The 16,078-nt window shown below is 49.7% G+C and carries 16 protein-coding genes; 6 read left to right on the top strand and 10 right to left on the bottom strand.

Annotated elements, in window-relative coordinates; genetic code table 11:
- Positions 1-138 precede the first annotated feature (138 nt).
- The 4 genes from AC5JMP_RS11720 to AC5JMP_RS11705 all read right to left on the bottom strand — a co-directional run bounded on the left by AC5JMP_RS11720 (position 139) and on the right by AC5JMP_RS11705 (position 3,913).
- Positions 139-1,506, bottom strand: coding sequence for a GspE/PulE/PilB domain-containing protein (locus tag AC5JMP_RS11720; protein WP_495851641.1), 1,368 nt, complete (start codon positions 1,504-1,506; stop codon positions 139-141).
- A 441-nt stretch (positions 1,507-1,947) separates the two neighbouring features.
- Positions 1,948-3,078 carry a HetZ-related protein 2 gene (locus tag AC5JMP_RS11715; protein ID WP_495851640.1) on the bottom strand — a complete coding sequence of 377 codons (1,131 nt, stop codon included), beginning with the start codon at positions 3,076-3,078 and terminating at the stop codon, positions 1,948-1,950.
- 50 nt (positions 3,079-3,128) lie between these two features.
- Positions 3,129-3,392: a hypothetical protein gene (locus AC5JMP_RS11710; protein WP_495851639.1), complete on the bottom strand. Its 264-nt coding sequence runs from the start codon at positions 3,390-3,392 to the stop codon at positions 3,129-3,131.
- A 149-nt stretch (positions 3,393-3,541) separates the two neighbouring features.
- Positions 3,542-3,913: a DUF1823 family protein gene (locus tag AC5JMP_RS11705; RefSeq protein WP_495851638.1), complete on the bottom strand. Its 372-nt coding sequence runs from the start codon at positions 3,911-3,913 to the stop codon at positions 3,542-3,544.
- A 429-nt stretch (positions 3,914-4,342) separates the two neighbouring features.
- Here AC5JMP_RS11705 and AC5JMP_RS11700 point away from each other — a divergent pair, with 429 nt between their 5' ends.
- Positions 4,343-4,657 carry a hypothetical protein gene (locus AC5JMP_RS11700; RefSeq protein ID WP_495851637.1) on the top strand — a complete coding sequence of 105 codons (315 nt, stop codon included), beginning with the start codon at positions 4,343-4,345 and terminating at the stop codon, positions 4,655-4,657.
- 83 nt (positions 4,658-4,740) lie between these two features.
- Here the strand turns inward: AC5JMP_RS11700 and AC5JMP_RS11695 are convergent, their stop codons facing one another.
- On the bottom strand, positions 4,741-4,869 hold the full coding sequence (locus tag AC5JMP_RS11695; RefSeq protein WP_495851636.1) for a hypothetical protein: 129 nt from the start codon (positions 4,867-4,869) through the stop codon (positions 4,741-4,743).
- A 7-nt stretch (positions 4,870-4,876) separates the two neighbouring features.
- On the bottom strand, positions 4,877-5,227 hold the full coding sequence (locus AC5JMP_RS11690; protein ID WP_495851635.1) for a hypothetical protein: 351 nt from the start codon (positions 5,225-5,227) through the stop codon (positions 4,877-4,879).
- 365 nt (positions 5,228-5,592) lie between these two features.
- On the opposite strand from AC5JMP_RS11690, the gene AC5JMP_RS11685 reads away from it, so the two are divergent.
- Positions 5,593-7,971 carry a glycosyltransferase family 2 protein gene (locus AC5JMP_RS11685; RefSeq protein WP_495851634.1) on the top strand — a complete coding sequence of 793 codons (2,379 nt, stop codon included), beginning with the start codon at positions 5,593-5,595 and terminating at the stop codon, positions 7,969-7,971.
- A gap of 97 nt (positions 7,972-8,068) precedes the next feature.
- On the top strand, positions 8,069-9,082 hold the full coding sequence (locus tag AC5JMP_RS11680) for a DUF1517 domain-containing protein (protein ID WP_495851633.1): 1,014 nt from the start codon (positions 8,069-8,071) through the stop codon (positions 9,080-9,082).
- A 26-nt stretch (positions 9,083-9,108) separates the two neighbouring features.
- On the opposite strand, the gene AC5JMP_RS11675 is transcribed toward AC5JMP_RS11680, so the two are convergent.
- The 4 genes from AC5JMP_RS11675 to AC5JMP_RS11660 all read right to left on the bottom strand — a co-directional run bounded on the left by AC5JMP_RS11675 (position 9,109) and on the right by AC5JMP_RS11660 (position 13,122).
- Positions 9,109-9,735, bottom strand: a complete 627-nt coding sequence (locus AC5JMP_RS11675) for a PAM68 family protein (protein WP_495851632.1) — start codon at positions 9,733-9,735, stop codon at positions 9,109-9,111.
- Positions 9,736-9,782: 47 nt separating this feature from the next.
- Positions 9,783-10,052 (bottom strand): 30S ribosomal protein S15, encoded by a 270-nt coding sequence (gene rpsO, locus AC5JMP_RS11670; protein ID WP_495851631.1) that lies wholly within the window; start codon positions 10,050-10,052, stop codon positions 9,783-9,785.
- 150 nt (positions 10,053-10,202) lie between these two features.
- The gene (locus tag AC5JMP_RS11665) at positions 10,203-12,263 is read right to left on the bottom strand and encodes a S9 family peptidase (RefSeq protein ID WP_495851729.1); all 2,061 of its coding nucleotides are present in this window, start codon (positions 12,261-12,263) and stop codon (positions 10,203-10,205) included.
- 16 nt (positions 12,264-12,279) lie between these two features.
- Entirely contained in the window at positions 12,280-13,122 is an 843-nt protein-coding gene (locus AC5JMP_RS11660; RefSeq protein ID WP_495851630.1) for an SH3 domain-containing protein, read from the bottom strand.
- Positions 13,123-13,330: 208 nt separating this feature from the next.
- Here AC5JMP_RS11660 and AC5JMP_RS11655 point away from each other — a divergent pair, with 208 nt between their 5' ends.
- The 3 genes from AC5JMP_RS11655 to AC5JMP_RS11645 all read left to right on the top strand — a co-directional run bounded on the left by AC5JMP_RS11655 (position 13,331) and on the right by AC5JMP_RS11645 (position 15,510).
- Entirely contained in the window at positions 13,331-13,597 is a 267-nt protein-coding gene (locus tag AC5JMP_RS11655) for a YciI family protein (protein ID WP_495851629.1), read from the top strand.
- 95 nt (positions 13,598-13,692) lie between these two features.
- Positions 13,693-14,160, top strand: coding sequence for an SsrA-binding protein SmpB (gene smpB, locus AC5JMP_RS11650; RefSeq protein WP_495851628.1), 468 nt, complete (start codon positions 13,693-13,695; stop codon positions 14,158-14,160).
- Positions 14,161-15,048: 888 nt separating this feature from the next.
- Positions 15,049-15,510 (top strand): RNA recognition motif domain-containing protein, encoded by a 462-nt coding sequence (locus AC5JMP_RS11645; protein ID WP_495851627.1) that lies wholly within the window; start codon positions 15,049-15,051, stop codon positions 15,508-15,510.
- Positions 15,511-16,078: the final 568 nt, after the last annotated feature.

Raw genomic sequence — 16,078 nt, 5'->3', positions numbered from 1 at the left:
TTATCTCATTAGCAACCTGGAAGCAATCCTAGCATAGTTAATGAGATAGATTTGCAATAAGGTAATGTTAAATTATGTTGCTTATGAGTTGCTTTAGCCGCCGACAAACTGAGATTGAGCTTGTGGTAATATTGCTATTTATTCACCCTGCCGATTCATATCTGAATCACTCACATCTAAATTATTTGTATCTAGATTATTCACACCTAAGTCATCTAAATCATCTTCTAAAGTTCTCAAAATTTGACTTAGCGCAGGTAAAACCTCAAATCTGGCTCCGGTTATTCCAGGCTCCGAGTGAGCGCGATCGCGGATTTCCTTCAACTTGTTTTGAAGCTGCCTAGCAATGCCCATTGCATCGCGCTCTAGCTTCGTGACCTGCTGCTGCTGATAAAACTTCAACGCCGCACCGCGCAAAACCTGTAGGGTGGCTTCCTCGCCATGGGCACCGCTCATAAACCTAAACCGTAACAAGACTCGGTTGCGATCGTACAAATATTCAATTTCTACCTGTTTAGCCTGCTCTATAGTCTGTGAAGACAGCCCTGCCATTTGCTTAAGTTCGTCTATTAAGCCTCGAAAGACCATCAGCGGCAGTTTTTCTAAAACAGATTGCAGCACTCCATTTTGACTCCACATGACCCGCCCATAGTACATATGAGATTCAAAATAAAGTCGTCCAATACCGCCCACTAACACTCGACCTAGCAGCTCTCGCAGCATTGCCCTAGGTGACAAGTTTGCCAATGTCTCGACCGGAGCAGATAGGTAATCAGCCTGAATTTCCAGCGGCGGCAGCGCTTTTATCAATGAAGCGGCTTCTACTGTTGCGATCGGCTTTTCCTGAATCGGCTCTAACGTTGCGGGTAAGGTCGTTTCTGGCGGAGACGCATCTGGTAAAGACGCATCTGGTAAAGACGCATCTGGTAAAGATGCGTCTGATAGAGTGATTTCAAGGTCAGGTAGCTGAGGCGGTACTTGAGGCGGCGCGCTCGGTGGCACCGGGTTTGTCGCAGTCGGAGGTAGATTTAGATCTTCTGGGCTGTCTACAATCAGAGTCTGGCGATCGTTCTGAGTGGTTTCGTGACTAGCCGCTCCGTCAGAATAGCGATGATGACCGTAGCTAAAAATCTGGCGCTTGCTCTCAAGCGATTGCCTCTCGCCAATATGATTTAAGTAGGCCGTCAGCACGACCTGCACAGCTTCTGATGAGATCTGGCGTGGCACCAGCGAGTAATTGAGATAGGAAATAATGCGGCGGACGTACTCGCAAGCCGGGATATCTTCAGGGCTAACCATGCCTAAATTTAGGCGGTTACCCTCCAGAAATAGAGGCAGCACCTGGTAGTACAGGCAGGCTTCAAAAGGCAGTATGCCATCAATTAGCATAAACATTTGTTCGCCATTGAGGCGATCGACCCAATCTCCCTGAAATTGGGACAGAATGCGCCGCTGCACGGGGTCAGAGAGACGAAAATAGGAGCGGTCGTCCAAGGGAGACGCCATAGATAGCTAAAATTATCCCGGTGAAATAAAGGCAGTTTGAGCTGATGTTAAGGTCAGAGTTCCCAACATTATCCTCTCAATGAACAAACCTTTGTATAAATTAATCACAAATCAATATAAATTATGCTTAAAAAAGCGCTCAAATAAAGCAACCTGGCGAAAGCTAAATGGCATTACGTCATTGAGTTAGGACGAGTTATTTTTGAGAGCCGCGCGGAGCGCGGCTCTCAAAAATAACTCATTGGATCTAAGCGCGTAGCGCTATACCAACTGGACTTCGGACTAAATCGCGTCAAATTTTCTGAAAATTCGGCGCGAAGGAATAGGTTTGCCGCAGGCGCTACCCCCCCATTTTGTGGCAGGACTTCCAAACCCTTCAAAGTTCCCCAGAATTAGGGGAGGTGAAGGCATTTATACTTGCATTCAGCAACGCCGCTGTCCCTAGAAACTGCCTCGTAGCTCCTGTGCAGCCAGATAGAGCTTACCCCATTCTCCCGTCACCTGATTGAGCTTTAGATTCAGATCCTTAGCGATCGCCTCCAATCGCTGCCCTGCTTTGAGGCGATCAATAATCTGCTGCTGAAACGGCGTGAGGCTACCACAAAACTTTTGCCACTGCTCAGGTGTTAATCCCATGCTGTGCTCCGTCAGCGATGTGCCCAGCCATGCTCCCACCAAGTCCGGCTGATGCTTGAACCCGAAGACTCGAATCGCATGATAGTTAATTTTTTCGCGTAGCCGATAGACCTGCTTAATCGGCAAATTGAGCGCCTGAGCAATTGCCTCCTGAGATTGCCCTTGCAGATGCAGCCTCAGCCAGTCCGCAGCCACAGGCTCAACTTGCTCTCGCAGATATACTGCAAATTCCTGGATTACCTTGTCGCGGAGCATCTGCTGCTCTTCAGTTGCCTGAGTGTCTTGATACTGGGCGATCGCCTGACCATCCAACAAGCTCACGGGATTGTCGGCAGCATCGGGCATAATTTCCTCAGAAACTAAGCGAATCAAATCACCCGTGGGCACCTGAGTCATGCCGCCTCGCTGAGAGCGCCGTAAATAGTTGACAAAGCGATAGACCAGCAGCGGCTGATTACGGATCGGGCGCAGACAATACTCCTCAATGCTGGCCAGCATCAGGGCGTTTCGCAGTCGCGGATCGGCGGCACATTGCCCAATCCAGGCAATCTGTTGACGCATGTAATTGTCGCTCTGCATGAGTTCCTGAATCACCTCCTGCAAAACATCCACAACCGTACGACGACGATCGCGGGACAGCGCCACCCAGGTTTTAATCTTGCTGCGAATCAGGAATAGGCTGCTAAGACGCTGAAGTAACTGGCGATAGGCGCGCTCAGGCGGTACGCCCAGATATCGCTGCTGCAAAATTCGATAGCGGTAATCCATTGCCTGCCTAGCCACCCCTATCTGTGCTAATGGCAGATCCTCTAGCCGCTCAGGATTTTCGCCCAGCAGCCAATTTACAATGCTCTCCTGTTCAGCAGACGACAAATTTGGGCAGCCGATTTGAAGCTGCGATCGCCAATTTTGCCTAAGTTCTTCAACCACTGCCATCAAATCGCTAATCCTTGGTTTTCGCCGACGCTTCTGTCTGATTCGCCCTTTTATCCGTCCGTGGTTTCGATCGCCACCACTAAACTTTGCAGAGTTTCTGTAAGCTGCCTCAAACGTTCTAGAGTGGTGTCTTGATTTTCTGCCAGAGTTTGCACTGCATTGCTAAGGGCAAAAATTTGGTAGCCTTGCTGCTGAATCTGAGAAGATAGTGCGCTAACCTCTCCAGCGAGTTGATCCACAGTCTCCGCTGTTGCCAACACGGCTTCTCCAATCTGCAAAACAACGCCCTCTAAATGGCTGGCTCTAACTTCCACTCCCCAAGACCCTTAATTTAATCTGAGCAACCCTAAACCTAAGCAACTTCAAAAAGCATACGTTTAAGCCTACTATCTATAGGGCAAAACCTGCTAATTCTTTGAAAATCAGCTGATGCTTCTTGAACATTATCCTCTCTTGAACATTATCAGCGGGACGGCAAAGTTTGGCAGTAGCTTAGCAACCAGTTGACCATTGTGGCGCGGCGGGTTTTGCGAGGCGTGAGTTCATGGATCTTATATCCTTCAAAGCCCAGCTTCTCCTTCAAGAGCTGTTTGTTCTCTGGAGGGATAGAGCGCGTGAGCTTGACCACAGCCGGACGACTGTCAATAAAGTCAGGCGGTTCTGGATACTCTGATCGCCACTCAGGTGCAACGCTGTCACTGCTCCACTGACGGGTATGCTCGTCGTAGCGGTAGCCCAAGCACTGCCATACAAGCTGATTGACGGCAGCATCATCCATCTCGTCTTTGAGAATTTCCCAAAGGGTGTCCTGGGTAAAATTAGGAAGTTTAACCATGAAAATATCTCGAATCGAACAGGTTTTAAATTGAACAGGCTCAAAAATAATGGGGACACTGCAAAAATCGGCACATTTCCAGGGAAATAGGCGATCGTTTTTCGCACACTTAAAAGCAAGTAGCGTTTAACTATTCTGCCCTTCGACCCAGTTGAAGGGTTTTTTATTTTATTCAAACAATTATTTTATTCAAACAATTATTTTATTCAAACAATTATTTTATTCAAACAATTATTTTATTCAAACAAGTGTATCAGCGCTTTCACCCTGGAGAGTATAGCGCTTCGAGGCAAAGTCTGCATAGGTGATCAAGAGCATGGAAGGTTAAAATCAACTTTTCTAAAAATTGTTCTAGAAAAACCTTAACTTAGCAAAAAGTCAGGCTAGAGTACGGCAAAGGTTAAGCGTAGGGTCTCTGAAAAGAATTCTATGAAAATTGTCTGGGAACACAGCATTTATGTCGGCGAGGCTCCGGTCTTTTGCGCTATTTGCGATCGCCGATCCTATCCGATAAAGAACAGCCATAATCAGCTTCTACTAGCTGTTATCTACGACAAGCGCGGCGTTGTCTGGGGCGAAGCCTGTCGAGATTGCGTCGCGGCTGGGTCAGAAGCCATTCAAGCCAGATTGCAGGAACGGATGCTGGCACTTCAGAAAAAAATGGATGGGTTGCAGATGCTATCTGCCGAAAAGATTGAGACCCCTAGCCTAGAGCAAGAGTTTCAGATACATCTGCGATCATGACTTACGGCGCTTTGCGCTTGGTGTAAGTAGGGGTTATGCAATTGAAAATTGCTGTAGTCCTGAAGGCACAGATCGCGATCGCGCTACTGACGAGTTTTTCGAGCCGTGATCATCACAAAAATTAGCCCAAAGCTGGCAACCAAGAGGGAGACTGCCAACCCACCCGCAACCCAATCGAATTGATCTGTGCCAAGCCAATTTGCCAATTCCATGCCAATTCTACCCGCTGACTCGCATGGTCTGGTGATGTCTTCTAGCCTGCTGATCTCTTCTAGCGCTAATCACCACACAGCTCAAATTAATGGCGATACAAAGCCCACCCAAGAAACTCAAGATATAGGTGGGAGCCATAACCACGCCGATCGCTAGCCAGGTGATGACATGCAGGATTAAAATCAGCGCAAAAAAGCTGGCGATCGCCGCCATTCCCTGAATCTGAGTCGTGGGACGACGAAACCAAACCCACAGCATCGTTTGCAGCGTTGTCAGCAGGTTGATGGGCACCAAAACAGCGCAAATGGCGATGCAGTGCGATCGAGAGAACTCCGATAGAGCAGAAATATCAAGCATTCAAAAATTGAAATGTGGCATTGCTTCTCTCAGCATACCCGCTGCGCCAAGAGACAGGGGGTTTGCAACAGATCATAAAGTCAGCGTTAATTTTTTTGAAATTGAGTCAGTCTTGGGGAACTTAGCGATCGGAATTTCGTCTTGCAGGGGTGTGTTTGCTCTAAGTTACGAAGCTTTTAGGCTCCCAAACAGTTTGAAGATTCCCATGCAAGTTGCGTAGGGAATAGGTTTAAGGGGTTACAGTTATGGTTTTGGATCTTAGGTGTCCTGAAAAACGGTGTCCTGAAAAACTAGAAGCCTGATCACCGCCGATCGCAGTCATTCCTCCCTGTTGCTCATCTCTGCCATCTTGTTGAGGTATTTCCATGACGACTATTTCGCCGTTGGACGGTCAAGGCGCACGGAAAAAACCTGGGAACAATCAGTTCTCTCGTCCCCAGATTGGCACATTGGTGATGGTAGCCGTAGTGCTGCTGTCTGGGGCGATCGTCTCAGCCTGGTTTGCCGGACAAGGAACCATCAGCAAAATCTTTTTCCAGATTAATCAGATTCAAGAGCGTCCTCCTTTGTGGCTAGAGGTGCCCATCGTTGCCGGGGGATATCTGGTGTTTCCCACAGTGGCGCTATTTTTGATTGTTCTATTGGTAATGCGTCTGTCGCCTCAGCCGCGACCCTGGTCTCGATTTGTGGTGGTGGGGATTTTGCTGGCGCTCACCATTCGCTATCTGCTGTGGCGATCGCTCTCTACGCTCAATGTCAGTACACCCATGAACGGTGTGTTCAGCATGGGGCTATTTGTTCTAGAGCTGCTAATGCTGACTAGCAGCACAATCCAGCTTTTTCTGATGTTGCGGGTGCGCGATCGCCGCCGGGAAGCCGACTGGCTGGCAATGGATGTTGCCGAAGGTCGGTTTACGCCCACCGTAGATATCTTTGTGCCGACCTACAACGAGCCAGTCTTTATCCTACGTCGGACGGTAATTGGCTGTCAGGCGATCGAGTATCCGGCAAAAACGGTGTATCTGCTGGATGACACTCGCCGCCCAGAAGTGGAGACACTGGCACGAGACATGGGCTGCGTCTACATGACTCGTCCGGATAACCAATACGCCAAAGCCGGGAATTTGAATCATGCGATCGCCCAAACTCAGGGAGATCTGCTGGTGGTGTTCGATGCAGACTTTGTGCCTACCACTAATTTTTTGACGCGTACGGTCGGCTTTTTCCAGGATCTTCAGGTGGCTTTGGTGCAGACTCCCCAGAGCTTTTACAACTCAGACCCGATCGCCCGTAACTTGGGCTTAGAGAATGTTCTCACTCCTGAAGAAGAGGTGTTTTATCGGCAAATCCAGCCGATTCGCGATGGGGCAGGTAGCGTTATCTGTTCAGGCACTTCTTTTGTGGTGCGGCGATCGGCTCTAGAGGCAGCAGGTGGATTTGTCACCGATTCCCTCAGCGAAGACTATTTCACAGGCATTCGGCTGTCTGCCCAAGGCTATCGGCTGATCTACCTAGATGAAAAGCTGAGTGCTGGACTAGCTGCCGAAAATATCTCAGCTCACGCCCTCCAGCGATTGCGCTGGGCACGCGGCACCCTGCAAGCCTTCTTCATCAAAGCTAATCCACTGACAATTCAGGGGCTAAATCCGCTTCAGCGGCTTGCCCACTTAGAGGGTCTGCTGCACTGGTTTACCAGCATTTCGCGGGTTGGCTTTGTGTTTATGCCGCTGGCATACTCGTTCTTGGGCGTGATTCCGCTCCGGGCAACCGCCGCCGAGCTGCTGTATTTCTTTCTGCCCTATTATTTAGTGCAGGTGTCGGTCTTTTCCTGGCTCAACTATCGATCGCGTTCTGCCCTGCTTTCAGATATTTACTCGCTAGTGCTGTGCTTTCCGCTGGCGGTAACGGTGGTTCAGGCGATGCTGAATCCATTTGCACGAGGCTTCAAGGTCACGCCCAAAGGCACCCAGAGCGATCGCTTCTCTTTTAATTGGAACCTAGCATGGCCCTTGCTGCTGCTGTTCGTTGCCACGGCAATTAGCCTGTGGGTCAATTTTGGCATCTGCATGATTAAGGGAGTCTGGGTCAGCACCGTGCCGCCAGAAGTGGCTCAGCAGGTGAAAGGCGTTGGCTTGGGCTGGATCTGGAGCAGCTATAACCTGATTATGATCGGCATTGCTCTACTGATTCTATTGGATGTGCCCCGCCCTAGCCCCTATGAGTGGTTTGATTTGCGGCGTACTGTGAGGTTGAGGGTGGCACAAGACGGCAGAGAGCTGACTTTTTGTGGTGTGACGACGATGATTTCCGAAATTGGGGCGGAAGTAGCGCTAACTCAGGCAGGTTTTCCGGCTCTCGTTCCGCTTCTGGACTCAGAAAGCCATGTGAATCCAGAAAGCCATGTGAATCCAGAAAGCCGTGCCCCAATTTCTACGCCAGCTTTCCAGGAGACTATGCCTGTGACTCTAGAAATTCTGGAAAATGGGCTGCTGCTCTCTGCTGAAGCAACCCAAACTGGATTTGACGGAGAATTTCCGACCGTACGGCTGGTGTTTGAGTCGGTAGGGCTATCGCAGCAGCGTCAGCTAGTAGAAATGCTGTTTTGTCGCCCTGGACAGTGGAAAAATCGCTATACTCCGGGCGAGTTGCAGTCTCTCTGGCTGCTGTTTAGAATTTTGCTGCGACCTAAAGTTTTGTTCGATCGCAATGCCGGGGTCAGCGCTGTATCAGTAGCACAAGTCTAGCGGCTAGGAAAAGGCGATCGCTCTGAGATTCTACAGCGGCAAATGGGCAAACTGAATCGAGAATACCCTTCCCGATCGCTCACCGAGGTTGCCTTCCATGTCGCACCGTTCTAGATTGCACCTGCTTACTCCATTGCTTGCGTTCACATTAGTCAATAGCCTGAGCGTTAGTAGCCTGAGCGTTAGTAACCTGAGCATTAGCGAGCAGGCTGAATTCTCGGTTCATCTGAAGGGCGATCGCGTTGAGGCAAAAAGCTCAGGGGGGCGGAGCCGAGGCGGATCATTTCGGCGATCGTCTCCTCCAGCCCCCAGTCGCTCCACTACGCCCTACCGATCCGACAATCCGCGGGTCTATGTTGATCCTTATCCCTACCGTTCCTATCCTGTGGGGGGATATGGCTACAGCAGCCCTCTAAATTTCCTGACCTTTATACTGTTAGCGGGAGGTCTAGCCACTTTTGGAGTCATCCTGTGGTACTTCCTGGTGCGACGTCCTGCAAATCAAGCAGGTCAACCTGAAGCCGTCCCAGGGACAAATAGAGACCTGCAAAACGATACCGTCACTGTTACCCAACTTCAGGTCGCACTCTTGGCACAAGCCCGACAACTTCAGGCTGACCTAACCGAGCTAACCCTCAATTTGGAGACTGACACGCCCGAAGGAAGAACTGAACTCCTGCGAGAATCTGTGCTGGCATTACTGCGATCGCCCGAAAACTGGACACATGTTTTCGCGAAATCTCAAACCTTCAAAAGCCGTGAGGAAGCCGAATCTCAATTTGAGCAGGTTTCGATCGAGGAGCGTAGCAAATTCAGCGCTGAAACCTTAGCCAAAGTTGGCGGACAAACCCGCAGACAAACGCTACGCGCGGGAGATGAACCTGCGGCTTACATCGTAGTCACCTTACTCATTGGCACCGAAAACGACAATCCTCTAGTGCGCCCTATGCATACGATCGAGGAGCTGCAAAACTCACTTCGCCAAATTTCTGCTCTGCCGCCAGAATATCTATCCGTCTTTGAACTGCTCTGGAGTCCTCAAGACTCAGCCGATAGCCTAACCCACGACGAGCTTTTGGCAGAGTACCCCAGCCTGATTCAGATTGCCTAAAGTCGGGGCAGACCCAATGCAGAAAATTATTTGCCCAACTTAGCTTTTTTCGCAGCTCTCCGGGCTTCAATGTCTGCCTCCGCTTTTGCCGCCTTAGCCAGTTCAGCATTGTTTCGCCAGTTTGCCCGCATTCGACCCCAGTTGGTTGTAAACTCGTCCCAACCCACCAGGCTACCCACAACCTCTTCGTCCCACGAAGCCGAAAGTACGCCATAGCTTAGCCCCAGCACGCCTAAGCCAAACCAGCCGAGGCTAACTAGCAAGACCGCATAAGTTGGCAAATCGACATCGTTAATGACCAAAAGATAGCTGCCCACAAAGGTCAGCATCCCCAGTGCAGATGGAATGCCGCAGAGAAGCGCCATCCGCCACACCATGCGGCGACTTACCTCATCGGGAATGCCTGAGGCGATCGCGCTCCGGCTAGTTTCACCAGATCTCCCGGAAATAGGCTTACCAACGGCAGCAGGCTTAGCGGCGGGTTTACCGCCTTTAGCTTTGCCCGCCTTCGCCTGAGGGGTGATCTTTGAATTGTCTACAGGCTTGCGACTCTTAGGTTCAAACGGCAGCAGCTGGCGCTGAGCCGCATTAGCATCCGGTTCACCTTTTTCACCGTTGCCCTTTGAAGCGTCTAATTCTGGGCGAGAGGACATACAACTACCTGGCAATATGACCTGAACTAGAAACCAGCGACAAAAATTTAACCGCGAATACCTAGACGAGTAATCAGCGCTCTGTAGCGATCCTTGTCTTGACGCATGATGTAAGCCAGCAATCGCTTGCGCTGACCAATCATTTTTAGCAGTCCCCGGCGAGAAGCGTGATCCTTCTTGTTTCCCTTCAGGTGGGAGCTGAGTTTATTAATACGTTCGGTTAGCATGGCAACCTGAACATCTGATGATCCGGTATCAGTTTCGTGAACCTGATAATCCGTGATGATTTCCTGCTTACGCTGTTGCAACAGAGCCATAACAGTAGCTTGTCCCTATAAAAATAACAATGCAGTCAAGCATTCTATCATATCTTCACCTAATCTAGCGACCCTGATGTAGCTCCTCATCCAAGAGCTATTTTGGGGCAGTAAACTACTCCAAAACGGCTCTCTTGCGAAAAATACAGACTATTTCTCACCTAAGCCCCACCGATCGAGCAGGAAGGCGAACTCGAAGGCGATCTCTTTAATCTGCTCGTAGCGCCCAGAGGCACCGCCATGTCCGGCTCCCATATTGGTTTTGAGCAAGAGAATATTGCTATCTGTTTTCAAGTCACGCAGTTTGGCAGTCCATTTGGCGGGTTCCCAGTACGAAACGCGAGGATCATTCAAACCTGCCGTGATCAGCAGCGCCGGGTAGTCTTTAGCCTCTACATTGTCGTAGGGCGAGTAAGACTTCATGTAGTCGTAGTAGGCTTTGTCGTTAGGGTTGCCCCACTCCTCCCACTCCATCGCCGACAGCGGCAGCGAGGTATCGAGAATCGTGGTGACAACATCGACAAAGGGCACATCTGCGATCGCCATTTCAAACAAGTCAGGCCGCATATTCAGCACTGCCCCCATCAGCAGTCCTCCGGCACTCCCGCCCGAAATTGCCAGATGCCGAGGCGATGTCCAGTTTTCCTGAATTAAGTATTCTGCACAAGCAATGAAGTCGGTAAAGGTATTCTTTTTATGCAGAAACTTGCCGTCTTCATACCATTTGCGCCCCATCTCGGAGCCGCCGCGAATATGGGCGATCGCGATCACCACGCCGCGATTCAGCAAGCTCAGCCGCGTCGATGAAAATGAGTCAGGATAGCTATAGCCGTAGGAGCCATAGCCCGTTAGATAAACCGGATTAGCGCCATTGAGAACTACCCCTTTCTTATAAACCAGCGAGAGAGGTACGGAAGTGCCGTCAGGGGCGATCGCCTCTAGCCGTTCGCTGACATACTGTGCGGGGTCATAGCCGCCTAAGACAGCCGTTTGCTTCAGCAGGGTTTGCTCTCGCGTGTTCAAGTTGTAGTCAAACGCAGAGCTGGGTGTGACCAGAGACGTGTAGCCGTAGCGCAGTGTATCGGTGTTGAAGTCTGGGTTCGTGGATTCCCCAACCTCATAGGTGGGTTCAGGGAAGGAAATATAGTGTTCTTCTGCTGTCGAGAGCTGACGAATCCGAATCTTGGGCAAGCCACCCTGACGCTCGTAAATAATTAGATGATCGACAAAAGCGCTTACCCCTTCTAGCAGCACATCTTCTCGATGGGGCAGCACCTCCTGCCAGTCACTCACTGCACCCACGGGAGCCTTCATCAGCTTAAAGTTGATGGCAGCTTCGTTGGTGGTGATATAAAAAGCGTCTGTGTGATGCTCTACGTCATATTCAATGCCCGTGGTGCGCGGACGAATCACCTGAAACTCGCCCGTTGGATTATTGCCGTCTAGGTAGTGAATTTCTGAAGTGATTTTGCTGCCCATACTCATCAGCACATAGGCTTCGCTGCGGGTTTTACCCACACCCAGATAGAACGAGTCATCCGTCTCGTGATGAATCAGCACATCTGAGTCGATCGCCCCTCCCAGGGTATGCCGAAACAGCTTGAAGGGTCGATGGGCTTCATCCATGGTGGTATAAAACACCGTCTGACTATCGTTGCCCCAAGCAAACGAAGAGCCTGTATCGAGAATGCTCTCAGGATAGAGCTGGCGCGTATTGAGATCGAGAAATTGCAGGGTGTAAACCTCTGCACCTGTTGCATCGACTGAATATGCCAGCAACTGATGGTCGGGGCTAACCCGCAAGACCCCTAGAGAAAAATATTCTTTCCCTTCTGCAAGCTGATTTTGATCCAGCACTATTTCTTCAGGTGCTTCCAGACTGCCCAGCTTACGGCAAAAAATCGAGTAATTTTTGCCTTCTTCAGTGCGGCTGTAGTAGTAATAATTTCCCTTACGATAGGGCACCGACAAATCAGTTTCCTGAATTCTGCCCAAGATTTCGTCATAGAGCGACTGCTGTAGCGATCGCGTCTGCTCCATCATGGCTTCGGTGTAGGCATTTTCGGCTTCTAGGTAGGCAATCACCTCTGGATTTTCGCGATCGCGCATCCAAAAATAGGGATCAACTCGCTCGTCACCATGCAACGAATGCACATAAGGATGCTGAGCAGCGATCGGCGGTGCTAGAACCTCCCCACTTTCGCTCTTCATGCCCTCACGATTAGCATTAACCACACTCTCGTCCTCCTAAATTAAAGTCTTTACCCACATAGCCTAACGAAATCCAGCCTTCTACCGGAGCCGTAATGTAGACCCAGCGCTGAATTCCTTGAGGAGTTTCGACGGTGCGGGTGGTGCGCGTAAATTGGAATTGGTAGGTTCCGATAGGGATGGTTGTAATAAAGGTATCAGCCGCCACAATTGGCTCACGCCTTACCATCAGCTCTTCAGTAGGCAACACGTCGCAGGTTAAAGTCGTCACTTGAGTATCAGGGGCTTGAGCAGCATTAGGCGATCGAATTTCGGGTGTAGATCTGCCGTTACCAGCACGGTTAGAACGAAGACTGGACAGATCTGGGCTGGGGAAGGAACTAGCTTCCTGTTGGCGCGGCTGGCGCTGGCGCGGCTGACTAGAGGAACCCGGTTGACCAAAGGAGCGATTGGGGGCTTGAGCCGATCCAGAGGTTGCCGTGTTGGAAAGTACGGGATTTTGAGGAGTAGCCACCCCCAGATCGCCACAGGATGCATCGGGCGTCAGATATCTAGCCTGTATCCACCCCACTACAGGTTGGTTAATGCGTGCCCAGCCTGTTCCGGTTCCCAAGACTTCTATCCGCACGGTCTGTGCCAAGGGCAAGATGCCCCGCGAAGCGCTGTCTAGATTTGGCTGTTCGTAAACTCCGGTTATGGCATTGGTTTGACGGCAGCCTATATCAGAGTTTTGGGCAACTTGTCTATCTGCATCAAACTGTCCATCTGCACTGGACTGCCTATCTACATTGGATTGATAGATCGGAGAAGCGATCGCCCCTCCCAATAAACCAATCCCCAATCTACCGATTTCTATCATGCTGTAGCTCAGCACAGTTAACAGGCCCAGCCTTCTCAAACCCATACTTTAACCTCGCTCATTCCCGGCTTGCTCATGGTGCCACCGCTTGAGATGCCACTGGTGAATTTAATACTGGTGAATTTAATGCGTAAGGATAATAGCACAGCCACTAAGAATTGCAGTCCTGTCGGATATCCTAGAATTTCCCATCAAAGGAGGTCAGTCTGTGCATTGGTTTGTCAAGATTGAGAAAGGTATCGTAGATAGGACGACCTTTGACCAATTTGTTCCAGCTCACAGAGACTATGTGAGAGACTTGATTGCCCAAGGGCATGAGGCAAAATCAGGCTACTGGGCAGAATTTGGCGGCGGAATGCTCCTCTTCAAGGCTGCAAATCTGGAAGAGGCTAGGGCGATCGTTGCTCGTGATCCGCTGATTCAAAATGGTTGTGTAGACTACCAGCTTCATGAATGGCGCATCGTCGTTGAGTAGCGACAGGATCGAGCGTCAGGGTCTAGTCGGCGATCGCCCAATGCCCCGCAGCCCCAGCCTTCAATTGATTTATCTTAATTCATCTGCAATTTCTCATGAGCGAAAATGACGACGGTTACAAAATAGTTGCCGATAACCGCCAAGCCCGATTTCAATATGAAATCTTAGAAACCTACGAAGTGGGGGTTGAGTTAAGGGGCACAGAGGTAAAATCTATCCGGCAAGGCAAAGCCAATCTGCGGGATGGCTTTGCGCTAATCCGCAACGGCGAGGCATGGCTGCATAATATCCATATTTCACCTCACCAAAGCACTATTCAGGCTTATAACCACGACCCGCGCCGCACTCGTAAGCTGCTACTGCACCAACAGGAAATCCGCAAATTGATTGGTCAAGTAGAGCAGCAGGGCTTAACGCTTGTGCCGCTGAAAATGTACCTGAAACGCGGCTGGGTCAAGCTAACACTAGCTCTGGTACGAGGCAAAAAGCTACACGACAAGCGGGAGGACCTGAAGCGTAAGCAAGATAAACGGGAAATGGAGCGAATAATCAAAAATAATTGAGTTAGGACTTACGCAAGCCCTCTAGCTGTAGTGCATTTTTATTGTGTGTAGTGGGCTGCGCCCACTACACACAATAAAAATGCGTAAGTCCTATGAGTCTTCCTCTGAAACATAAAAGAGCTGCCCCCGTAGAGGGCTTGTGAAGAAATATTGCGGCATATCCAGAAGTAATGTTATATTTCTTAATACGAAGCCAAGTTCATTCAGTCAAGGTAAAGCTTAGAAATTTCTTTTGATTTGCCGTCATCCGAATGTTTCAGTGGTATCGGGTTATCTCCTCCCAACACAGCGAGTTCAGCCAGCCCGATTTAGAGGCTGGTTTTTGTTGCAAGGGCTATCGAAGCTAGGTTGCGCTATCGACAGGTCTTTCGGACATATCCTTATAGCGTCTGTTTTTCAATGAAGGAGTCTGAGCGGACAGTTTGCTGGCAACAAACTGGCAACAAAAGTTTCTGGTTTGGGGTCGAAGCGACGGAAAGGCTGGTTTTGTGAAGGGCAGTGGCGATCGCTTATGTCCACAATGAAATCTTTGTTTTGAATTGGCTCATGGCTCAACACCGTGATACCTTAGTGGGTGGCGTAGACATATTGATGCGGTCAAACTCCAGCCAAACCTATAGTTCTCACATTTTGAGATTGAAAAAGCGCGGTTCACAAGTTATTTGGGCAGTTTTTTCCCTCCTAAGTGTAGATCTTTGAAAAGCAGGTGTCGTTTAGCATCGATGAAGGTACTCATCAAGCTGTATTCTCAGAATGGGTCGAAGGGTTACGCGTTAGTTGGCAAATTCTTTCATACACCCAGCTCTATATTTAGATTTATCAAAAAGCAGCGTCATATAGACACGTTTCAAATCGTTTGTTACTGAAGCCTCTGGAGGGATTTTTTTCATGTCTATTCGTCTTTATGTGGGCAACTTGCCTAAGGAATTCGAGCGGCAAGAGTTGGAAGCTGTGTTTAGCGAGTTTGGCGACTCGGCATCTACAAAAGTAATAACCGATCGCAAAACAGGAAAATGTCGCGGATTTGGCTTTGTCACGGTGAAGACTGAAGAGGAAGCCGATCAGTTGATCGAGAAGTTCAACGGCTCCATGTTTAAAGAAACCGAGCTGAAAATTGAGCGGGCACAACCTCGGACAAAGGGTAAGGAAGACGAAATGGAGCCTAGTAGCTCTGCTCCTGCTCCCACCATCAATCGCCGTGCTAAGGGTGGCAGCACCGGCAATAGCGGCAAAGCTGTAGCTGGTCGCAAGGCTGTAGTGACCGAAGATCCTGAGTCTATTCAACCTGATCCACGCTGGGCGCAGGAGTTGGAGAAGCTAAAGCAGCTCTTGCAAACAGCTAATCCGTAGGCTGCATTAGTCCGTACATCCGTCAGAGGCAAAGCGATCCGGCGCTGTTGGTTCTAGGTATAAACCTGTTCAAGAGGGGCGCAGAGGAGTCCTTTTAAACAAATTTATGTCTCGCCAATGACCATAAATTAAGACCCAAGGAATATCTTCCTTGGGTCTTAATTTATAGGCTATTTTAATTCACGAGTTTGCGAATAGCTTAGCGGTGACTTAACCACACCATTTTCTTGAAAGCGGCTGTAGCGAAAAAGTTTCATGCTCTCTAGCCTGCTATCAGATTTGCCCATGATGGAGCGGCTCATGGGATCGCCAACTATAGGGCTAAGCCCCTACAGCAGCCCGGTTGTACAGGTTATTTAATCCACGATTCTTAAGACATTTTTGGTGGGGCGCTAAGCGCCCCACCAAAAATGTTTCCGTTCTAACCGCCTTGGCGGTTGCCATAGTAAGAGGCTTAGGGATCTAACAGCAGCTAACTGGCGTACTGCCATAGGATATGATGCAGCTCAAGCTCTACTCAAAGGGGACGAGAACGTTAATCTTGATAAAGATCGGCAACTCTTTTCAA

Source organism: Drouetiella sp. (assembly GCF_059504425.1).
The sequence above is the reverse complement of the archived record's forward strand: the minus strand, read 5'-3'. Positions and strand labels throughout refer to the sequence as shown.